This window comes from Pseudomonas sp. M2(2023), assembly GCF_030263955.1.
GTDB classification, from domain to species: Bacteria; Pseudomonadota; Gammaproteobacteria; order Pseudomonadales; family Pseudomonadaceae; genus Aquipseudomonas; species Aquipseudomonas asiatica.
Window position 1 is genome coordinate 4,830,732 of sequence record NZ_CP127114.1, and the last position, 22,041, is coordinate 4,852,772.

18 protein-coding genes and 2 tRNA genes are annotated in these 22,041 nt (G+C 61.5%); 5 read left to right on the forward strand and 15 right to left on the reverse strand.

Translation table 11 applies throughout. The features are described 5' to 3' along the window. The first annotated feature begins 164 nt into the window (after positions 1-164). The 4 genes from pgi (at position 165) to QN085_RS22235 (ending at position 7,827) form a co-directional block, all read left to right on the forward strand. A complete protein-coding gene (gene pgi, locus QN085_RS22220; RefSeq protein ID WP_024087758.1) occupies positions 165-1,829 on the forward strand; it encodes a glucose-6-phosphate isomerase in 1,665 nt (554 codons plus the stop codon). Positions 1,830-1,965: 136 nt separating this feature from the next. Further along, complete coding sequence (gene acs, locus QN085_RS22225; RefSeq protein ID WP_013974278.1) at positions 1,966-3,900, forward strand: acetate--CoA ligase; 1,935 nt, start codon at positions 1,966-1,968, stop codon at positions 3,898-3,900. 42 nt (positions 3,901-3,942) lie between these two features. Further along, positions 3,943-4,812 carry an oxygenase MpaB family protein gene (locus QN085_RS22230; RefSeq protein WP_013974279.1) on the forward strand — a complete coding sequence of 290 codons (870 nt, stop codon included), beginning with the start codon at positions 3,943-3,945 and terminating at the stop codon, positions 4,810-4,812. Positions 4,813-4,890: 78 nt separating this feature from the next. Further along, positions 4,891-7,827: a DUF748 domain-containing protein gene (locus QN085_RS22235; RefSeq protein WP_285688455.1), complete on the forward strand. Its 2,937-nt coding sequence runs from the start codon at positions 4,891-4,893 to the stop codon at positions 7,825-7,827. Between the two features lie 121 nt (positions 7,828-7,948). On the opposite strand, the gene QN085_RS22240 is transcribed toward QN085_RS22235, so the two are convergent. Continuing rightward, positions 7,949-8,362 (reverse strand): VOC family protein, encoded by a 414-nt coding sequence (locus tag QN085_RS22240; protein ID WP_010955354.1) that lies wholly within the window; start codon positions 8,360-8,362, stop codon positions 7,949-7,951. Between the two features lie 60 nt (positions 8,363-8,422). On the opposite strand from QN085_RS22240, the gene QN085_RS22245 reads away from it, so the two are divergent. Then, complete coding sequence (locus QN085_RS22245; protein WP_023661347.1) at positions 8,423-8,725, forward strand: heme-binding protein; 303 nt, start codon at positions 8,423-8,425, stop codon at positions 8,723-8,725. 78 nt (positions 8,726-8,803) lie between these two features. Here QN085_RS22245 and QN085_RS22250 read toward each other — a convergent pair whose 3' ends face one another. The 14 genes from QN085_RS22250 to folP form a co-directional block, all read right to left on the reverse strand. Continuing rightward, a complete protein-coding gene (locus tag QN085_RS22250; protein ID WP_013974282.1) occupies positions 8,804-9,154 on the reverse strand; it encodes a BON domain-containing protein in 351 nt (116 codons plus the stop codon). Positions 9,155-9,417: 263 nt separating this feature from the next. Continuing rightward, positions 9,418-11,523 carry a polyribonucleotide nucleotidyltransferase gene (gene pnp / locus QN085_RS22255; RefSeq protein WP_013974283.1) on the reverse strand — a complete coding sequence of 702 codons (2,106 nt, stop codon included), beginning with the start codon at positions 11,521-11,523 and terminating at the stop codon, positions 9,418-9,420. Between the two features lie 250 nt (positions 11,524-11,773). After that, complete coding sequence (gene rpsO, locus QN085_RS22260; RefSeq protein WP_003249971.1) at positions 11,774-12,043, reverse strand: 30S ribosomal protein S15; 270 nt, start codon at positions 12,041-12,043, stop codon at positions 11,774-11,776. A gap of 147 nt (positions 12,044-12,190) precedes the next feature. Further along, a complete protein-coding gene (gene truB, locus QN085_RS22265) occupies positions 12,191-13,108 on the reverse strand; it encodes a tRNA pseudouridine(55) synthase TruB (RefSeq protein ID WP_013974284.1) in 918 nt (305 codons plus the stop codon). A 3-nt stretch (positions 13,109-13,111) separates the two neighbouring features. Then, entirely contained in the window at positions 13,112-13,510 is a 399-nt protein-coding gene (gene rbfA, locus QN085_RS22270; protein WP_003258061.1) for a 30S ribosome-binding factor RbfA, read from the reverse strand. Positions 13,511-13,626: 116 nt separating this feature from the next. Then, the gene (gene infB, locus QN085_RS22275) at positions 13,627-16,167 is read right to left on the reverse strand and encodes a translation initiation factor IF-2 (protein ID WP_024087764.1); all 2,541 of its coding nucleotides are present in this window, start codon (positions 16,165-16,167) and stop codon (positions 13,627-13,629) included. Between the two features lie 27 nt (positions 16,168-16,194). Continuing rightward, positions 16,195-17,676, reverse strand: a complete 1,482-nt coding sequence (gene nusA, locus QN085_RS22280; RefSeq protein WP_003258062.1) for a transcription termination factor NusA — start codon at positions 17,674-17,676, stop codon at positions 16,195-16,197. Between the two features lie 59 nt (positions 17,677-17,735). Next, complete coding sequence (rimP, locus tag QN085_RS22285) at positions 17,736-18,194, reverse strand: ribosome maturation factor RimP (RefSeq protein WP_003249960.1); 459 nt, start codon at positions 18,192-18,194, stop codon at positions 17,736-17,738. Between the two features lie 130 nt (positions 18,195-18,324). Beyond that, a tRNA-Met gene (locus QN085_RS22290) sits at positions 18,325-18,401 on the reverse strand. A 100-nt stretch (positions 18,402-18,501) separates the two neighbouring features. Then, positions 18,502-18,587: transfer RNA gene (locus QN085_RS22295), tRNA-Leu, on the reverse strand. 21 nt (positions 18,588-18,608) lie between these two features. Next, complete coding sequence (secG, locus tag QN085_RS22300; RefSeq protein ID WP_015271857.1) at positions 18,609-19,007, reverse strand: preprotein translocase subunit SecG; 399 nt, start codon at positions 19,005-19,007, stop codon at positions 18,609-18,611. 4 nt (positions 19,008-19,011) lie between these two features. Beyond that, the gene (tpiA, locus tag QN085_RS22305; RefSeq protein ID WP_023661275.1) at positions 19,012-19,767 is read right to left on the reverse strand and encodes a triose-phosphate isomerase; all 756 of its coding nucleotides are present in this window, start codon (positions 19,765-19,767) and stop codon (positions 19,012-19,014) included. A gap of 65 nt (positions 19,768-19,832) precedes the next feature. Next, positions 19,833-21,173, reverse strand: coding sequence for a phosphoglucosamine mutase (gene glmM, locus QN085_RS22310; protein WP_013974287.1), 1,341 nt, complete (start codon positions 21,171-21,173; stop codon positions 19,833-19,835). A 16-nt stretch (positions 21,174-21,189) separates the two neighbouring features. Next, on the reverse strand, positions 21,190-22,041 hold the full coding sequence (gene folP / locus QN085_RS22315; protein ID WP_023661277.1) for a dihydropteroate synthase: 852 nt from the start codon (positions 22,039-22,041) through the stop codon (positions 21,190-21,192).

Sequence of the window (22,041 nt, forward strand, 5' to 3'; positions counted from 1 at the left end):
CCGGCGATGAGGCCAGTACAGGCAATACAAGACAGTTGCTTCCCCCAAATTCCCCCGCCTTACCCATTCCCTGCAAGTGGCCTTTGCCTATAATGGTGCCAGCCTGAACCCGGCAATGAGTGCCGTGTCCAAGGTCTCATCACGCACCAAGGGAACCCCGCGCAATGGCGTATTACCGTACACCCCACGATGTCACGGCCCTGCCCGCCTGGCAGGCGCTTCAGCAACACCGCGACGCCATGCAAGGTTTCAGCATGCGCGAAGCCTTCGCCGCCGATACCAAGCGCTTCGAGCAGTTTTCCTTGAGCTGCTGCGGCCTGTTCCTCGACTACTCGAAAAACCTGATCACCGAACAAAGCCGCGACCTGCTCGTGAACCTGGCCAACGAAGTGGGCCTGCAGGACGCCATCAAGTCGATGTTCAGTGGCGAAATCATCAACGCCTCCGAAGGTCGCCCGGTGCTGCACACCGCCCTGCGCCGGCCGGTAGGCGACAAGCTCAGCGTCAACGGCGTGAACGTCATGCCGGAAGTACACAAGGTACTCAACCAGATCACCGAACTGGTCGGCCGCATTCACGACGGGCTGTGGCGCGGCTACAGCGAAAAACCGATCACCGACGTGGTCAACATCGGCATCGGCGGCTCGTTCCTCGGCCCCGAACTGGTGTCCGAGGCGCTGCTGCCCTACGCCCAGCGCGGCGTGCGCTGCCACTACCTGGCGAACATCGACGGCAGTGAGTTCCACGAGCTGTCGGCCAACCTGCGCGCCGAAACCACCCTGTTCATCGTCTCGTCGAAGTCGTTCAACACCCTCGAGACCTTGAAGAACGCAATGGCCGCGCGTACCTGGTACCTGGCCCAGGGCGGCTCGGAAGCCGAGCTGTATCGCCACTTCATCGCCGTTTCCAGTAACAAGGCCGCCGCCGTGGCCTTCGGCATCCGCGAAGAAAACATCTTCCCGATGTGGGACTGGGTGGGCGGGCGCTACTCGCTGTGGTCGGCCATCGGCCTGCCGATCGCCCTGGCCATCGGTACCGCCAACTTCAAGGAACTGCTGTCCGGTGCCTACACCATGGACCAGCACTTCCAGACCGCGCCGTTCGACAAGAACATGCCGGTGCTGCTGGCCCTGCTGGGCGTGTGGTACGGCAACTTCTGGGGCGCCCAGAGTCACGCGATCCTGCCGTACGACCACTACCTGCGCAACATCACCAAGCACCTGCAACAGCTGGACATGGAGTCCAACGGCAAGAGCGTGCTGCAGGACGGCACCCCGGTGAAGACCGACACCGGTCCGGTTATCTGGGGCGGCGTCGGCTGCAACGGCCAGCATGCCTACCACCAGCTGCTGCACCAGGGCACTCAGCTGATTCCGGCCGACTTCATCGTGCCGGTGGTGAGCTTCAACCCGGTGGCCGACCATCATCAGTGGCTGTACGCCAACTGCCTGTCGCAGAGCCAGGCGCTGATGTTGGGCAAAACCCGCGAGGAAGCCGAGGCAGAGCTGCGTGGCAAAGGCCTGAACGAAGCGGACATCGAAAAGCTGGCCCCGCACAAGGTGATCCCGGGCAACCGCCCGAGCAACACCCTGGTGGTGGAACGCATCAGCCCGCGCCGCCTGGGCGCGCTGGTGGCGATGTACGAGCACAAGGTGTTCGTGCAGAGCGTGATCTGGGGCATCAACGCTTTCGACCAGTGGGGCGTGGAGCTGGGCAAAGAATTGGGCAAGGGCGTTTACCAACGCCTGGTCGGCAGCCTGGAAGACAGCGCCGAAGATGGTTCCACCCAAGGCCTGATCAACTACTTCCGCGGCCGTCACCGCGGTTGATCTGAAACCTTCGCCAACTTCTTCGCGGGCTCGCCCGCGAAGAGGCCGGCTCAGGTTGAACACCTCTCCCAGCTACACTGTCCTATCGAATAGCCGTTGCAGTCCATCGCCCCTTACAAGAGCAGGACCACCCGCCATGTTCGATATCCGCAACTACCCCCAGGCCCTGGCCGTCAGCCAGTCCGCCGCCCTCACCCCCGACGAGTACCGCCGCCTCTACCGCCAGTCGGTGGATGACCCCGACACCTTCTGGGCCGAACAGGCCAAGCGCCTGGAATGGATCAAACCCTGGTCGAGCGTGCAGCAATGCGACCTGAAGACCGGCAGCGCCCGCTGGTTCGACGGCGCCCAGCTCAACGTCAGCTACAACTGCATCGACCGCCACCTGGCCCGACGCGGCGAACAGACCGCCCTGCTGTGGGAAGGCGATGACCCCAAGGATTCCAAGGCCATCACCTACCGCGAACTGCACCGCCAGGTCTGCCGCCTGGCCAATGCACTGAAAGCACGCGGGGTGAAGAAAGGCGACAGGGTGTGCATCTACATGCCGATGATCCCCGAGGCCGCCTTCGCCATGCTTGCCTGCACCCGCATCGGTGCCATCCACTCGGTGGTGTTCGGCGGCTTCTCGCCCGATGCCTTGCGCGACCGTATCCTCGATGCCGACTGCCGTACGGTGATCACCGCCGATGAAGGTGTGCGCGGCGGCAAACGCATCCCACTGAAACAGAACGTCGACAAGGCCCTGGCCAGCTGCCCCGCGGTCAGCAGCGTATTCGTGGTGCGCCGTACCGGCGGCGATGTCGTCTGGGCCGAAGGCCGTGACCTCTGGTACCACGAGGCAACGGAAAAAGCCGGCGACGACTGCGTTCCCGAGCCGATGGGTGCAGAAGACCCGCTGTTCATCCTCTACACCTCCGGCAGCACCGGCAAACCCAAAGGCGTGCTGCACACTACCGGCGGCTACCTGCTGCAGGCCACCCTCACCTTCAAGGTGGTGTTCGACTACCGTGATGGCGAGGTGTTCTGGTGCACCGCCGATGTCGGCTGGGTGACCGGCCACAGCTACATCGTCTATGGTCCGCTGGCCAATGGCGCGATCTCGCTGATGTTCGAAGGCGTGCCCAACTACCCGGACACCTCGCGCTTCTGGCAAGTGGTGGACAAACACAAGGTGAACATCTTCTACACCGCCCCGACCGCCCTGCGCGCGCTGATGCGCGAGGGCTCCGCGCCGCTGCAGAGTACTTCACGCCAGAGCCTGCGCCTGCTGGGCAGCGTCGGCGAGCCGATCAACCCGGAAGCCTGGGAGTGGTATTTCGAAGAAGTCGGGCAAAAGCGCTGCCCCATCGTCGATACCTGGTGGCAGACCGAGACAGGCGGCATCATGCTCACCCCGCTGCCCGGCTCGCAGTCGCTCAAGCCCGGCTGTGCCACCCAGCCCATGTTCGGCGTACAACCAGTGCTGCTGGACGAAAAGGGCAAGCTCATCGAGGGCCCCGGTGCCGGCCTGCTGGCGATCAAGGCCAGCTGGCCCGGGCAGATCCGAAGTGTCTATGGCGACCATCAGCGCATGGTCGACACCTACTTCAAGCCGATGCCCGGCTATTACTTCACCGGCGACGGTGCCCGCCGCGATGCCGATGGAGACTACTGGATCACCGGGCGTATCGATGACGTGATCAACGTTTCCGGTCACCGTATCGGTACCGCCGAAGTGGAAAGCGCGCTGGTGCTGCATGACAGCGTTGCCGAAGCGGCGGTGGTCGGTTACCCCCACGACCTCAAGGGCCAAGGCGTTTACGCTTTCGTCACACCGATGAATGGTGTAACGCCGGACGACGCGCTCAAGGCCGAGCTACTGGCCCTGGTCAGCAAGGAAATCGGCAGTTTCGCCAAACCCGAGCTGATCCAGTGGGCTCCGGCGCTGCCCAAGACACGCTCAGGCAAGATCATGCGGCGTATACTGCGCAAGATCGCCTGCAACGAACTCGACAACCTGGGCGATACCTCGACCCTGGCCGACCCCAGCGTGGTGCAGGGCCTGATCGACAAACGCCTCAACCAGTAACCGGCGGCCGTTGCCCATGGCCGCCCTGAACCACAGGTCGCCATGGAAGCCCTTCGCCGCCGCATCGAAACCCAGGTCATGAGCCTTACAGGGCTGGCCCTCGGCCAGCTCGACCTGGAATCGCCCAAAGGCGACCCCGGCCTGTTCGGCCCGCACAGCATCAGCTGGCGGGTACATGGCGACTTCCCGAGCATGCTGGTCGGTGGCATCAGTGCCCTCATGCTGCAGTTGCTGCACCCACTGGCCCTGGCCGGGGTGTGGGACCATTCCAACTTCCGTGAAGACCTGCTCGGCCGCCTGCGCCGCACCAGCCAATTCATCTCCGGCACCACCTTCGGCGCCACCCGCGATGCCGAGTGGCTGATCGACAAGGTGCGCACCATCCACCTGCAGGTGACAGGCACCGCGCCGGATGGCCGCCCATATGCGGCCAGCGACCCTGACCTGCTGACCTGGGTGCACGTGGCGGAAGTCAGCAGCTTTCTCGCCGCCCACCTGCGTTACCGCAACCCGCAACTAGCGCGCGCCGAGCAGGATGCCTACTACGCAGAGATCGCATTGATTGCCGAGCGCCTTGGCGCCCGCGACGTGCCGCGCTCGTGCCAGCAGGTCGAGGACTATCTGCAGCACATGCGCCCACAGTTGCACTGCGACGCCCGCAGCCATGAGGTGGTCGGCATCCTGCTCGATGCCCCCGCCCCCAGCCGCCTGGCACAGCCGGTGGGCAAGCTGATGCTACACGCCGGCATCGACCTGCTGCCGGCCTGGGCCCAGACCATGCTCGGGCTACAGCACGGTCCGTTGCAGCGGCGCATGATCCGCCTGGGCCTGCAACGCACTGCGCCAGTACTGCGCTGGGCGATGCGCGACGGCTCGGCGCACCGGGCCAAACGGCGCATGGGTATCGAATGAGGTCAACTGGTCGCCTCAGCGGAACTGATTTAACGTGCCATACTCCAAGCTCTCCTGCTTAGACAGACGAAGCGACACATGTACAAAGGATTGACTCGCGCCGCTGGCGCACTGCTGGCCCTGGTAGCCCTCTACAGCCTTCTTGGCTTTTTCGTTCTCCCCGGTGTCGCGCTGCGCATCGCCAACCAACAGTTGGCCCAGTACGCAACCGTGCCTGCCCACCTCGATCGGATCGAACTCAACCCCTTCAGCCTCGAGCTGACACTGTGGGGCCTGCAGATCGGCGAGCCTGGCAAGGAGCAGGTCGGCTTCGACCGGCTGTACGCCAATCTTTCGCTCGACAGTCTATGGAGCGGTGCCCTGCACCTGGACGCAGTGGAACTGGTCAAACCGCGCAACGAAGTGCTGTTCGCCAAGGACGGTACTCTCAACCTGACCCGCCTGTTCAAACTGCCAGCCAGCGAAGCCAAGCCTGACGAGCCACCCAGCGACCCGTTCCCGCTACGCATCGGCAGCATCAAGCTCAGCGATGGTTACCTGCACTTCGAGGACCTGCGCCCGAGCGAGCCGATCGAGTTCCTCTACGACAACATGAACCTGGAGCTGAAAAACCTCAGCACCCTGCCCAACGACAATGCCGACATGACCCTGGTGGCCATCGGCCCCAACGGCGGGCGCATCGACTGGAAAGGCACCCTTAGCCTGGCGCCAATCGCCTCTGAAGGCACACTGAAGATCACCGAAGGCAAGATGAAGGCATTCTGGCCCTATGTGCGCGATGCCGTGCCACTGGTGCTGGAAGACGGCGTGGTCAGCCTCGACACCCACTACAAGCTCAACCTCGCCAAGCAGACCGAACTGTTGCTGGACAACGCGTCGGTGCGCATCGCCCCGTTTGCCATCAAGGCCCCGGATGGCCGCCCGCTGGCACGCCTGGCCAGCCTGGAAGTAAGCGAAACCTCGGTCGATCTGGTCAAGCAGCTGGTCACCGTGGGCAAGATCCGCAGCGAAAAACTGGAAACCTGGGCCGCGCTGGAAAAGGACGGCCAGCTCGACTGGCAGAAACTGTTCGCCAGCCAGCCGGCCAAGGCTACGCCGAAGGAAAAGGCCGAACCGGCCGCCGCCGAGCCCACGCCCGAACAGCAAGCCGCCAAGGAGCCGAGCAAACCCTGGCAGGTGCTGCTCAAGGACGTGCAACTGCGTAACTACCTGGTGCACCTGGCAGACCGTACTCAGAAGGAGCCGGTGGCCCTCGACGTCGGCCCGCTCAACGCCGACCTGCAAGGTTTCGACAGTCTCAACAAGTCGCCCTTCAACCTCAAGCTCGATACCGGCGTGGGCAAGCAAGGCAAGCTTCAGGCGGCCGGCCAGGTCAACCTGGCGCCCATCTGGGCCAAGCTGGACGTGAGCACCCGCGATATCGACCTGCGAGTGGCCCAGGCCTATATCAGCCCGTTCATCCTGCTGGAGCTGCGCAGCGGCATGCTCGCCAGCGACCTCAAGGTCGACCTGAAGAACACCGCACCACTGGCCTTCAGTGTCACCGGCAAGGCACAGGTCAGCCAGCTGCACACCCTCGACACCATCAAGAGCCGTGACTTCGTCAAATGGCAACAGGTGAACGTCGACGGCCTGTCCTACGTGCACGGCGATGCGCTGTCGATCGACAAAGTGACCCTGCTGCAACCCTATGCGCGTTTCATCATCAACGAAGACCGCACGACCAACATCAACGACCTGCTGATCCCGCAGCCGGCCGGCGCCCCGGCGACCAGCCAGTCCAAGCCGGCCTCCGCCGGCAACGACAAGCCGCTAGGCATCCACATCGGCCAGATCGACATCAACGACGGCTCGGCCAACTTCGCCGACCTGTCCCTCACCCCCAACTTCGCCACGGCCATCCAGCAGCTGAGCGGCCGGATCGACACCATCGACAATCGCAAGCCGGTGCCGGCCAAGGTCGACGTCAAGGGTAAGGTCGACCGCTACGCGCCGGTCACCATCAAAGGCGCCCTCAACCCGTTCAACCCGCTGGCCAGCCTGGATATCGCCACCAGCTTCAAGCGGGTCGAGCTGACCACACTCACACCCTACTCCGGCAAGTTCGCCGGCTTCCGTATCCGCAAGGGCCGGCTCAACCTCGACCTGCATTACCTGATCACCAATGGCCAGCTGAAGGCCGAGAACAAGGTGGTGGTTGAGCAGTTGCAGTTGGGCGAGAAGGTCGACAGCCCGGACGCAGTGGACCTCCCTATCCGCCTGGCGGTGGCACTGCTGAAGGATACCGAAGGCAAGATCTCGATCGAGCTGCCAGTATCTGGAGACCTCAACAACCCGCAGTTCAGCGTGATGCCGATCGTCTGGCAAACCCTGCGCAACCTGGTGTTGCGTGCGGCGCAAGCGCCGTTCAAGTTCATTGGCGGGCTAGTTGCCGGCGGTGGCTCGGAAGATCTGGGCAATGTGTCCTTCGCCCCGGGCTCCAGCGAGCTTAGTGGCGACGCCCAGGCATCGTTGGACAAATTGGCGTCGGCCCTGAAGGAACGCCCGGAGCTGCGCCTGGAAATCGAAGGCACCAGCGCCCAGGCCAGCGACGGCCCGCTGATCGCCCAGCAGCGCCTGGAGCGTGAGTACCAGGCCACCTGGTACAAGATCCTGCAGCGCCGCGGTGACAAGGTGCCGGCCAATGCCTCGATGCTGGTGGTCGACGACAGCGAAAAACCGGCGATGCTCGAAGGCATCTACCGTAACCGCCTGAAGCAACAGCCGCCTGCGGAATGGGAGCAACTGGGCCGCGACGAGCGCACCGCCAAGCTGCGCGAGGCGGTGATCAAGTCCTGGGCCGAAAGTACTGCGCTGCTGCGCACACTTGGCCAGGAGCGGGCCAGCAGCATCAAGGATTACCTGGTAGACAAAGGCCAGCTGGAAGATGACCGGGTGTACTTCATCGATACCAGTCTGGGCCAGGCCGAGAGCGATGGTCGGGTGGTGACGCCGATGCATCTGGATGCCGAATAACTTCTACTAGCAGGTCTGGCCTCTTCGCGGGCTTGCCCGCTCCCACAGGTACTGCACAGGCCTTGAACTGTGTACGGTCCTTGTGGGAGCGGGCAAGCCCGCGAAGAGGCCGGTACAGGCTTCACACCAACCGCTGCCCCGACACCGCCGGGTGGTACAACGGCTGCACCTTGTTCCCTGCCGGGTCCAGCAGGTGGAAGCTGCGCGCCCCGTCACCATGGTTGAACGGCCGGTCCAGCAGGGTCACGCCATGGGCCTTGAAATACTGGTACCAGGCCTCCAGCTCCTCCACGCTATCGACGATGAACCCATAGTGGTCCAGGGTCTGCAAACCATTGGCCGCCCCTGCCCCGCGCCCCAGCGACAGGTTGTCGTTACCACAAGTGAGATATACCAGGTCTTCGTTGGCGCGGTTCAGCACCTCCATGCCCAGCACATCGACGTAGAAGCGTTCGCACTCCTCCAGGTTGGGCACCAACAAGGCAATATGGCGCAGGCCGTTCAGGCGACCAGGGCGTGCAGGCAATTCGGACATTGGCGAAGCTCCATTTTTGTATACAATTCAGTTGAGAATTTAAAACAAAAGGAGAGCCTTGTGTATAGCCTGTTCATCAAGACCCGAGTGAAGCCCGGTTGCGCCGAGGATTTTCTCACTGCGATCAAGGTCAATGCCGCAGCCTCAGTCGCCACTGAACCTGGTTGCCTGGCATTCGATGTGTCGCAAGACCGGGTCGACCCGGAGTTGATCTACCTGTACGAGATCTACCGCGACGATGCAGCCTATGAAGCGCATACCCAGACCGCGCACTTTCGCGATAGCCGGCCATTGGTCGAGCCGCTGATCGTCGAGCAAGAATGCTTCGAGAGTGATGTGATCGCGCGTAACCCGGTGTACTAGCCGCCAATGAAAAGCCCCGGCAAATAGCCGGGGCTCGGAGCGAAGGTGGCCAAATCCGTTTGGCCGACGGGACATTCCTTATTCGGCTTTCAGGCCGTCAGACATGACGCTTTTTACGCCTTTGATGTTCTTGGTGATGCGTACTGCTTCTTCTTTCTGGGATTGAGTGATCGCCACGTCAGACGACAGCGAGACGACGCCTTGGCTGGTCTCGACTTTGATGTCGCTGCCTGGAATACCTTTTTCAGTCAGCAGGTCCGCTTTCACCTTGGTAGTGATCCAGGTGTCGGAACCTTCCTGCTTGGCGTTATCCACGGTGTTGGCAGCCAACATGACTGGAGCCTGGGTTGGCTCCGCAGCGAATGCGCCGTTAGCCATGGTCAGGGTCAGGGCGGTAGCAGTAGCGGCAGCAATGGCGAACTTCTTCATGTGAGTCACTCCTGTTTTTCGAAAGGTCTGCGCCGTATGTCCTGGCGTCAGATATGGAGGTAGTTGCATGCGCTGTGCCAGCTTTTCCGTCTCGCTTGTTTCCTTTCAAATCAATAAGTTAGCGAAAAACCAGCATTCCCGTCGTCGTGCATTTTGCAATCTGCACGGTAAACCTGCATGCAAGATGCAAGTCCGCAAAAGGTTCCCTTTCGCCCATGAAAAAAGGGCCCCGAAGGGCCCTTTTCCTGTTGCGTGGCGGTCGCTTAGACGCCCGAGGCCTTCGCCGCGGCAACGTCCTTGATCGACAGCTTGATACGGCCGCGGTTATCCACGTCCAGTACCAGTACTTCGACTTCCTGGCCTTCTTTCAGGATGTCGGTGACTTTCTCGACGCGAGCATCGCTCAGCATGGAGATGTGCACCAGGCCGTCCTTGCCAGGCAGGATGTTTACGAACGCACCGAAGTCGACGATGCGCTCGACCTTGCCGACGTAGATCTTGCCGATCTCGGCTTCGGCGGTAATGCCCAGGATGCGTTGCTTGGCAGCATCTGCCGCTTCCTTGGTTTCGCCGAAGATCTTGATCGAGCCATCGTCTTCGATGTCGATCGAAGCCTTGGTCTCTTCGCAGATGGCGCGAATGGTGGCGCCGCCTTTACCGATGACGTCACGGATCTTGTCGGTGTCGATCTTCATCGCGATCATGGTCGGGGCGTTGGCCGACAGCTCGCTACGCGACTGGGCGATGATCTGGTTCATCTGGCCGAGGATATTCAGGCGCGCTTCCAGGGCCTGGCCCAGGGCGATCTCCATGATCTCTTCGGTGATACCGTTGATCTTGATGTCCATCTGCAGCGCGGTAACACCCTTGGCGGTACCGGCTACCTTGAAGTCCATGTCGCCCAGGTGGTCTTCGTCACCCAGGATGTCGGTCAGGACGGCGAACTTGTCACCTTCCTTGACCAGGCCCATGGCGATACCGGCAACCGGTGCCTTCATCGGTACACCAGCGTCCATCAGGGCCAGGGAAGCACCACAGACCGAAGCCATGGAGCTGGAACCATTGGATTCGGTGATTTCCGATACCACGCGGATGGTGTACGGGAACTCGCTGTCGCTCGGCAGCATGGCCTGCACGCCACGACGGGCCAGGCGGCCGTGGCCGATTTCACGACGGCCAGCGCCGCCCATGCGACCGCACTCACCCACCGAGAATGGCGGGAAGTTGTAGTGCAGCATGAACGGGTCTTTTTTCTCGCCTTCCAGGGTGTCCAGCAGCTGGGCGTCACGGGCAGTACCCAGGGTCGCAACGACCAGGGCCTGGGTTTCGCCACGGGTGAACAGCGCCGAACCGTGAGTCTTTGGCAAGACGCCGACTTCGATGTTCAGCGGGCGCACGGTGCGGGTGTCACGGCCGTCGATACGCGGTTTGCCGTTGACGATGTTCTCACGGACGGTGCGGTATTCCAGCTCGCCGAAGATTTCCTTGATGGCGCCGGCGGACGGGCCGGTCTCTTCGTTGCTCAGACGGGCAACAGCCTCGTCGCGCAGCTGGCCCAGGCGATTGTAGCGGTCAGCCTTCTGGGTGATGGTGTAGGCCTGCGAAACGGCTTCGCCGAACTCGGCGCGTACCAGGTTCATCAGCTCGACGTTGGCCGGGGCTGGCTGCCAGTCCCAGGTCGGCTTGCCGGCTTCGGCAGCCAGTTCCTTGACGGCCTGGATCACGGCCTGGAATTCGTCGTGGGCGAACAGCACGGCGCCCAGCATCTGGTCTTCGGTCAGCTCTTTGGCTTCCGACTCAACCATCAGTACAGCCGATTCGGTACCGGCAACGACCATGTCCAGGCTCGAGGCAGCCAGTTGCTCGTAGGTCGGGTTCAGCAGGTAGCCGGTGCTTTCGTGGAAGGCAACGCGAGCGGCGCCGATCGGGCCTTCGAAAGGAATGCCGGAGATGGCCAGGGCGGCCGAGGTACCGATCATCGCAGCGATGTCCGGGTCGGTCTTCTTGCTGGTGGAAACCACGGTGCAGACAACCTGCACTTCGTTCATGAAGCCTTCCGGGAACAGCGGACGGATCGGACGGTCGATCAGGCGCGAGGTCAGGGTCTCTTTCTCGGAAGGACGGCCTTCACGCTTGAAGAAGCCACCCGGGATCTTGCCGGCGGCGTAGGTCTTTTCCTGGTAGTGGACCGACAGCGGGAAGAAGCCCTTGCCTGGATCGGCCTGTTTGGCACCGACCACGGTCACCAGCACGGTGACGTCGTTGTCGACGGTAACCAGCACGGCGCCGGTTGCCTGACGGGCAATACGGCCCGTTTCGAGAGTAACGGTCGACTGACCGAACTGGAATGTCTTGATTACCGGGTTCACGGTTTCCTACCTTTTTTCAGTGGCTCTGGGGGAACTGGTTTCTTGCGAATTCTTGGGCAGAACGGGGAATCGGCCCCATTGACCGTCCAGATACAACACGAGGCTGGGAGCCTGGCACCAAGCGGAAAATCCGCTCAGCATTGCCAGGCTGCCAACCTCGGAGATACGCGTGGCGTGTCCAACGGCAGCACTGCAAAACAGCCCTGCCGAAGCCTGCGACACGCCATGCACACCACTGGCCAGGCCGCTATTAGCGACGCAGACCCAGGCGACCGATCAGGGCGCTGTAACGAGTGGTGTCTTTGCCCTTCAGGTAGTCCAGCAGCTTACGACGCTGGTTGACCATACGGATCAGACCACGACGGGAGTGGTGGTCTTTATCGTTGGCCTTGAAGTGGCCTTGCAGCTTGTTGATGTTGGCGGTCAGCAGAGCAACCTGCACTTCCGGGCTACCGGTATCGCCGGCGGCTTGCTGGTATTCGGCAACGATCTGAGCTTTTTCTTCAACGCTGAGGGCCATTTGGCTTCTCCTGATAACGGATCCCGCATGCGGGGTCCAATAGGCCAGGGACAAATCCCTGTATTAATAAAAAAGGTGTGACCGTGCCTACTGACAGCCACCCTTGGTGCCGTGGGGCCTGGCAATTGCCCGACCCCGCGGTTTCGGTCATTCCGACCGAATCAGCCGACGCGGCGCAATGCGCCCGTCTTCGCTCACTTCACCGATACCGATGAAGCGCGCATTGTGATCCTGTACCCGGACCATGCCAAATTGCGGCGCGTCCGGCGCGCGTACCGCCTGCCCATGCAGCCAGTAAAACGCACTGTGCTCGGACAGGCACACCAGTGGCCAGTCCTGCAGGCCGCTGTCCGAAGGCATCAGGAAGCGGTCGAGCGCTTCGTTGCCACCTTCGGCGTGGGCCTGTTCGAGTTCCTCGAGGGTGACCGTCTGTGCCAGCGCGAAAGGCCCGGCCTGGGTCCTGCGCAGCTCGGCGACATAGGCGCCACAGCCAAGGGCCTCACCGATATCCTCCACCAGGGTGCGGATATAGGTGCCTTTGCTGCATCCTACGCTCAGCCTTGCACGGGTGCCTTCGCACTCGAGCAACTCCAAGCGGCCAATAGTAACAGAACGCGCCTCGCGCTCCACTACCTCTCCTGCACGTGCCAGCTTGTAAAGCGGCTGGCCATCACGCTTGAGCGCCGAGTACATCGGCGGTATCTGGCTGATCTGGCCACGAAAACGCGGCAGCAGGGCCTCGATGTCGGCGCGACCAACGGTCACCTCACGGGTCTGCAGCACTTCACCTTCGGCATCGCCGGTGTTGGTAGTCTGCCCCATCTGCATGACCGTTTCGTAGCCCTTGTCGGAATCGAGCAGGTACTGCGAAAACTTGGTCGCTTCGCCAAAGCACAGCGGCAGCACGCCGGTTGCCAGCGGATCGAGGCTGCCGGTGTGACCGGCCTTTTCCGCATTGAGCAGCCAGCGCACCTTTTGCAGGGCGGCGTTGGAGGTGAAGCCCAGCGGCTTGTCGAGCAGGATGATGCCGCTGACGTTGCGGCGGATACGTTTGACCTGGGCCACCGCTTACTCCTCGGCGTCCAGCTTGTCGGCATCCTTGTGCAGACGGTCTTCGGCGACCGCGCGCTCGATCAGTGCCGACAGGTGGGCACCACGGCTGACGCTTTCGTCGAAGTGGAAGTGCAGTTGCGGCACGCTGCGCAGTTGCATCACACGGCCCAGGTGCAGGCGCAGGAAGCTCGCGGCGCTGGTCAGGGCCTTGAGGGTCTGCGGTACGGCGTCGGCGCCGTCCTGGCCCATCACGGTGATGAACACCTTGGCGTGGCCAAGATCACGGCTGACATCGACGGCAGTGATGGTCACCAGGCCGACGCGCGGGTCTTTGACTTCACGGCGGATCAGCTCCGACAGCTCGCGCTGCATCTGGTCGCCGATGCGTTGGGTACGGCTATATTCTTTTGCCATTCTTGCTACCTGTAACTTAAAGCGGCAAACGCCCGGTCAGGCTGAAGCCTGACCGGGCGCTACCTACTGAGGCGCTGCCCACCGCCCTGCGGCGGGGGCTGGCGCCCTGCTCACCCTTAAAGGGTACGAGCAACCTGGACTTTCTCGAAGACTTCGATCTTGTCGCCGACCTTGACGTCGTTGTAGCTCTTCACGCCAATACCGCACTCCATGCCGTTACGTACTTCGGAGGCGTCGTCCTTGAAGCGACGCAGCGACTCCAGCTCGCCTTCGAAGATCACAACGTCTTCGCGCAGTACGCGGATCGGACGGTTGCGGTACACGGTACCCTCGATGACCATACAGCCAGCGATGGCGCCGAACTTCGGCGAACGGAACACGTCACGTACTTCGGCGACACCCAGGATGTTCTCGCGAACATCGCTGCCGAGCATGCCGGTCAGGGCCTTCTTGACGTCTTCGATGATGTCGTAGATCACGTTGTAGTAACGCATATCCAGACCTTCCTGCTCGACGATCTTGCGCGCGCCGGCATCGGCACGCACGTTGAAGCCGAACAGTACTGCATTCGAAGCCAGCGCCAGGTTGGCGTCGCTTTCGGTGATACCACCGACGCCGCCACCGATCACGCGCACCTGAACTTCGTCGTTGCCCAGGCCCGACAGCGAACCCTGCAGTGCTTCCAGGGAACCACGCACGTCGGTCTTGAGGACGATGTTGAGGGTCTTCTTCTCTTCCTGACCCATGGTCTCGAAGATGTTTTCCAGCTTGCCGGCGTGAGCACGGGCCAGCTTGACCTCGCGGTACTTGCCTTGACGGAACAGGGCAACTTCACGGGCCTTCTTCTCGTCGGCAACCACGGACAGCTCGTCACCGGCTTCCGGGGTACCGTCCAGGCCGAGGATTTCGACCGGGATCGAAGGGCCGGCTTCCTTCACAGGCTTGCCGTTCTCGTCGAGCATGGCGCGCACGCGGCCATAGTTGGATCCGCACAGGACCATGTCGCCCTGACGCAGGGTACCGTCCTGAACCAGGATGGTCGCCACCGGGCCACGGCCCTTGTCCAGGCGAGATTCGACAACCACACCACGACCTGGAGCGGTCGGGGTAGCGGTCAGTTCCAGGATCTCGGCCTGCAGCAGTACAGCCTCGAGCAGTTCGTCGACGCCGGTACCCATCTTGGCCGAAACCTTGACGAACGGAGTATCACCACCCCAGTCCTCGGAGGTCACGCCTTCGACAGCAAGCTCGTTGCGGATGCGATCGATATCGGCACCCGGCTTGTCGATCTTGTTCACTGCAACCACCAGCGGAACGCCAGCTGCCTTGGCATGCTGAACGGCTTCGCGGGTTTGCGGCATCACGCCGTCGTCCGCCGCCACCACCAGGATGACGATGTCGGTAGCCTTGGCACCACGGGCACGCATTGCGGTGAACGCAGCGTGGCCTGGGGTATCGAGGAAGGTGACCATGCCGCGGTCGGTTTCCACGTGGTAGGCACCGATGTGCTGGGTAATACCACCGGCTTCGCCAGCGGCAACCTTGGCACGACGGATGTAGTCGAGCAGCGAGGTCTTACCGTGGTCAACGTGACCCATGACGGTAACGACCGGCGCACGCGATTCGACTTCACCTTCGAACTTCAGCGATTCGGCCAGGGAGTCTTCCAGGGCGGTATCGCTGACCAGGGTCACTTTGTGGCCCAGTTCTTCGGCGACCAGCTGAGCGGTTTCCTGGTCGAGCACCTGGTTGATGGTGACCGGGGTACCCAGCTTGAACATGAACTTGACCACTTCAGCGGCCTTGACCGACATCTGTTGGGCCAGTTCCGAGACGGTGATGGTCTCGCCGATGGTCACGTCACGGATGACTGGACCGGTCGGGTTCTGGAAGCCGTGCTGGTTGCGCTTCTTCAGCTTGCTCTTGCCACCGCGGCCACGGCGTACGCCATCGCTCTCTTCATCGGTGGTGCGCGGCGCGGCACGAGGAGTAGGAGCCTTTTCCTTCTCCTTGACCTTGACCTTGATCGACACGCGCGGGGCCTCGCCACGACGCTCGCCACCACGACGGTCTTCGTCACGGGTGCGGCCTTCGTTGCGACGAGCTTCGTCCTTCTTGCGCTCGGCAGCACGGGCTGCGGCGTCTTCGGACGCCGGGGCGTCGGCAACTACCGGGGCCGGGGCAGCGGCAGGTGCCGCCTCTGGCTTGGCGGCAGGCGCAGGGGCTGCAGCAGCGGTTTCGGCGGCCTGACGGCGAGCCTGCTCTTCGTTGCGCTGGCGAACTTCGGCCTCGACCTTCTCGCGAGCGGCGTTTTCAGCCGCGCGGCGCTCTTCCAGCTCACGCTTCTGCTCAGCCTGGATTTCTTCCGGGCTGCGCTGCACGAATACTTTCTTCTTGCGTACTTCTACGCTGATGCTCTTGCTACCGGCGACACGCAGGGTGCTGGTGGTTTTGCGCTGCAAGGTAATCTTGCGAGGCTCTTCCGCCTTGCTCTTGTGGCTGCTCTTCAAATGAGTCAGCAAGGTCTGCTTCTCATTGTCGGTCACTACCTGACCGGCGTCGGTGTGCGGCAGACCTGCCTCACGCATCTGCTGCAGCAGGCGCTCTACCGGTGCCTCGACCTCTTGGGCCAGTTCTTTCACCGTGACTTGCGTCATGCACTTCTCTCCTCAGGCCGCGCCTAATTACTCGAACCAGTGGGCTCGGGCGGCCATGATCAACTTGCCGGCACGCTCTTCGTCGATGCCGTCGATGTCGAGCAGATCGTCGATCGACTGCTCGGCCAGGTCTTCGCGGTTAACCACGCCGCGCACCGCCAGTTCCGCCGCCAGGTCCTTGTCCATACCCTCGAGGGAGAGCAGGTCGTCAGCCGGATGGGCGTCTGCCAGTTTTTCTTCGGTAGCGATGGCCTTGGTCAACAAACGGTCCTTGGCTCGAGCGCGGAGCTCGTTGACGATATCTTCGTCAAAGCCATCGATGTTGAGCATTTCTTCCAACGGTACGTAGGCAATTTCTTCGAGGCTGGTGAAGCCTTCGTCGACCAGCACTTGGGCCAGCTCCTCGTCGACTTCCAGTTCATCGATGAAATTGCGCAGGATGTCACCGGTTTCGGCCTGCTGCTTGGCCTGGATGTCCTTCTCGGTCATCACGTTCAGGGTCCAGCCGGTCAGCTGACTGGCCAGGCGAACGTTCTGACCGCCACGACCAATGGCCTGGGCCAGGTTGTCCTCGGCAACGGCGATGTCCATGGCATGGGCATCTTCATCAACGATGATCGCCGCGACTTCAGCCGGCGACATGGCGTTGATGACGAACTGCGCCGGGTTATCGTCCCACAGGACGATATCCACACGCTCACCACCCAACTCCCCGGATACGGCCTGGACGCGCGAACCACGCATGCCGATACAGGCGCCTTGCGGGTCGATGCGCTTGTCCTTGGAGCGGACGGCGATCTTGGCTCGCGAACCCGGATCACGGGATGCAGCCATGACTTCGATGAGGCCCTCGGCAATTTCCGGCACTTCGATGCGGAAAAGCTCGATCAGCATCTGTGGCGCGGTGCGCGACAGGATCAGCTGTGGGCCACGGTTCTCGGTGCGAATTTCCTTGAGCAGCGCACGCAGGCGCACGCCAACACGGAAGGTCTCGCGCGGAATGATGTCTTCGCGGGCCAGCAGGGCCTCGGCGTTGTTGCCCAGGTCAACGATGACGTTGTCGCGGGTAACCTTTTTGACGGTACCGGAGATGATCTCGCCAACGCGCTCGCGGTAGGCATCGACCACCTGGGCACGCTCGGCCTCACGGACCTTCTGCACGATGACCTGCTTGGCGGTCTGGGCGGCAATACGACCGAATTCGATGGACTCGATCTTCTCTTCGATCACGTCACCAACCTTGGCTTCAGGGTGGGTTTCGTGAATCTTGCTCAACCAGGTCTCGATCGCCGGATCATCAAGATCGGCTTCGTCGACCACGGTCCAGCGACGGAAGGTCTCGTAGCTACCGGTGTGGCGGTTGATTTCCACACGCAGGTCGACTTCGTCTTCAAAACGTTTTTTGGTTGCAGTGGCCAGTGCCACTTCCAGCGCTTCGAAAATGACGCCGGGCGGTACACCTTTTTCGTTGGATACCGATTCAACAACCAGCAGTACTTCTTTGCTCATCGTACGCCTCGCCTTGCGCAAGCCATTGGGCCCGGATAGTCCGCCGGGCCCGGCACGTCTCAGTCAAAACTGGGAATAATATTGGCCTTATCGATCGAGTCGATCGGCAACAGGAATTCTTGATTGTCCACCTGGACCACCACATCCTGCTCCTCCACACCGCGGAGAAGGCCCTGGAAGTTACGACGACCCTCGAAGGGTGAGCGCAGCTTGATCTTCACTTGTTCGCCGGCATGCGAGGCAAACTGTTCCAGAGTGAACAGTGGGCGATCCATGCCTGGAGAAGACACCTCGAGGGTGTATTCACTGCTGATCGGATCTTCCACATCGAGAATTGCGCTGGCCTGACGGCTGACCGCTTCGCAGTCGTCCACCAGGATGCCGCCTTCCTTGTCGATGTAGATGCGCAGTACCGAATGCTTACCCTGGGAAACGTATTCGATCCCCCAGCATTGATAGCCCAGACCCTCGACAACCGGGGCCAACAAGGCCTGCAACTGTTCTAGCTTGCTCGACACCTGAACCCCCTCGTGCATGCTGTGCAAATAAAAAATGGGCGAAGCGCCCATCCCTGAAAGCGCCGTTGGACAACGACGCCGAAAACTGTTCGGTTAGCAAAAAGCCCCTGAAAAGGGGCTCCGCTGAAGCTGGTTGCGGGGGCTGGATTTGAACCAACGACCTTCGGGTTATGAGCCCGACGAGCTACCAAGCTGCTCCACCCCGCGACAAAGCTGGGGCAAAAGTATAAGACCGAACCCTCTTGAGGGTCAAATCCGAACCTTCACCTGCAAGAAAGCCCGCTAAAGCGGGCTCTCAAGCTTTAATTGGTACCGAGAAGGGGACTCGAACCCCTACACCCTATGGGCACAACCACCTCAAGGTTGCGTGTCTACCAATTCCACCACCTCGGCAATACTACTACTTGAAACCCGTTACTTCTGCTCTTGTGCCGGAGGAGGTACATCACCCGTGTTAGGAGTGGTTTCGCTCTTCTGCTGCTGGAGCACCGGTACATCATCATTAACTGCCGGTTTCTGCGGCTCTTTCACTTCTAGCACTGCTGGATCTGGAAGACCTGCTTGGCTAAGCTGGTGAGCTTGTTGCTTCGCGAAGTATCCTAACCCAAGTGCTGTCAAAAAGAAAGTGGCAGCGAGTATAGCAGTTAATTTACTCAGAAACGTTGCAGAACCCTGGCTCCCGAACACGGTATTTGAAGCACCCGCGCCGAAAGATGCACCTGCTTCCGCACCTTTACCCTGTTGCAACAGAACCAGCACTACAAGCGACAGCGCTGCCAACAGATGAAAAACAACGATGACTGTTTCCAGCATTTGTTCAGTTTCCTGCGGCGCGACAAATTGCACCGAATTCGTCTGCGTTCAGGGAAGCTCCACCAATGAGCCCCCCATCGATATCCGGCATGCCGAACAGTTCGGCCGCATTGGCCGCCTTCACGCTGCCGCCGTAGAGCAACTGCACCTTCGCAGCCACTTCAGCATCTTTTGCCGCCAACTGGCTACGGATGGCTGCGTGCACATCCTGGGCCTGCTGTGGCGTGGCCGTAAGGCCGGTACCGATGGCCCATACAGGCTCATAGGCAATTACTGCATTGGCAAAAGCCTTAACACCGAATGCCTCGATGATACTGCTTAGTTGACGCCCGACAACTTCGAGCGTTTTGCCAGCCTCACGCTCTTCAAGGGTTTCCCCGATGCAAAGCACTGGCTTCAAACCTTTGGCCTGGGCCGCTGCAAACTTGCGATTGAGCACTTCGTCGGTTTCACCAATGATCTGGCGACGCTCCGAATGACCAATCAACACCAACTTGCAGCCTGCTTCAACCAGCTGTTCCGGAGCAACTTCTCCGGTCAGCGCACCCTGTTCGGGTTGTACTGCAGAATTCTGTGCGCCGACAGTAATTTCCTTACCTGCCAGGCCATCGATCACTTGATTGATGAACAAGGCCGGTGGAAATACAACGACTTCCACTCCGCTCGGCAAGGCCAGATTTCTCAAGCCTTCGGTCAGCTCAGCGACGCTAGCGCGGGTACCGTGCATCTTCCAGTTACCAGCTACCATAGGGCGACGCATGCTTTACCTCGTCGGTCAAAGTGGGCGCAGATAGTACCCAACCCTATCTGCGCTGGCAAGCGCCTTCAGACACAAACTTCGCCGACCAGTTTGGCCAACGCTTCTGCGTGCGCACGCACCTGGCTTTCGTCCTCGCCCTCGACCATCACCCGCACCAACGGCTCGGTACCGGATTTTCGCAGCAGCACGCGGCCGCGGCCTGCCAAAGCCTCGGTCACCTTGGCGCTGGCCTCCTTGACCGCCGGGTGCTCCAGCGGGTCGACCTTGCTGGCGCCATAGCGCACGTTGATAAGCACCTGCGGGCACTTGCGCAGGGCCTGACGAGCCTGCGCCAGAGTTTCGCCACGGCGCTTGAGTGCCATCAATACCTGCAGCGCTGCGATGATCGCATCACCGGTGGTGGTGTGGTTGCAGCAAACGACGTGCCCGGAGTTTTCGCCACCGACCAGCCACTCACGCTCCAGCAGCTCTGCCATGACGTAACGGTCACCGACCTTCGCCCGCACGAACGGAACATCCAGTTCCTTCAGCGCAAGCTCCAGGCCCAGGTTGCTCATCAGCGTGCCCACCACCCCGCCCTGCAGCTTTCCACGCTCCTGCAGGTCGCGAGCAATGATGAACAGCAGTTCGTCACCATCAACGATGGCGCCGGTGTGGTCGACCATCAGCACGCGGTCGCCATCACCGTCGAAGGCGATGCCCAGGTCGGCATGACCGACCAGCACGGCAGCCTGCAGCGATTCGATGTGAGTCGAGCCACAGCCTTCGTTGATGTTCAGGCCGTCTGGCTGGGCATGCAGCACGGTCACTTCGGCACCCAGCTCGCGGAAAACGCTTGGCGCGACCTTGTAGGTGGCACCGTGGGCGCAATCGACAACCAGCTTGAGGCCGTCGAAGCTGGTGCTGGTCGGCACACTGCTCTTGCAGAACTCGATGTAGCGGCCGGCTGCATCGTTGATGCGCGAAACCTTGCCCAGCTTGCCCGACTCGACAACGGTCATCGGCTGATCGAGCAATTCCTCGATCATCAACTCGACTTCGTCCGGTAGCTTGGTCCCTTGGCCCGAGAAGAACTTGATGCCATTGTCATCGTGCGGGTTGTGCGAGGCGCTGATGACGATGCCGGCTTCGGCGTGGAAGGTACGCGTCAGGTAGGCGATGGCCGGCGTAGGCATCGGCCCGAGCAGCATCACATCGGCACCTGCCGCGGACAGGCCGGCTTCGAGTGCGGACTCGAACATGTAGCCGGAGATACGCGTGTCCTTGCCAACCAGCACTCGGCAGTGGCCTTGCTTGCGGAAGGCCATGCCGGCCGCCCAGCCAAGCTTCAGCATGAAGTCAGGCGTGATCGGGTATTCGCCGACGCGGCCACGAATGCCGTCGGTACCAAAGTATTTTCTGCTCATAGGGACTCCAATGTTCTTATTCGGCGTTTTGCACCGCAGCGATCATGCGCACCACATCAACGGTTTCTGCCACGTCATGGACACGAAGGATGCTCGCCCCCTTGGTCATGGCCAACGCCGCCAGCGCAAGGCTGCCATACAACCGCTCGCCAACCGGACGTTCCAGCGTCAGGCCGATCATGCTCTTGCGTGAAACACCCACCAGCAGCGGGCGCCCAAGGCGATAGAGCGCTTCCATGTGCTTGAACAGGCTCAGATTGTGCGCCAGTGTCTTGGCGAAACCAAAGCCCGGATCAAGGATGATTCTGTTTGCGTCGATGCCCGCCGCGGCGCAGGCGACCATTCGCTGTTCAAGGTAGCGCGTAACGTCGGCGGTCACATCTTCGTAATGCGGGTCGTCCTGCATGTTACCCGGCTCGCCACGCATGTGCATGAGGCACACCGGCAGGCCGGTATCCGCGGCTGCGTCCAGGGCGCCATCGCGCTCCAGAGCACGCACGTCGTTGATCAACCCTGCACCGAGGCGCGCCGATTCACGCATGACGGCTGGCGTGGAGGTATCGACCGAGATGACCACGTCGAGTCGGTTGTTGATCGCCTCGACCATGGGGGCCACCCGCTCCAGCTCCTCGGTCACCGATACCGCGCGCGCACCCGGCCGCGTGGACTCTCCGCCGATGTCGATCAGCGTGGCACCTGCGGCAACCATCGCTTCGGCATGACGCAACGCCTCGTCGCGCTGGTTGAAGCGCCCGCCATCAGAGAAGGAATCAGGGGTGATATTGAGAATACCCATGACATGGGTACGCGACAAATCAAGAACCCGGTTGCCGCAAGGCAACCGGGTCGGGTACTGCACTGAGCTCAT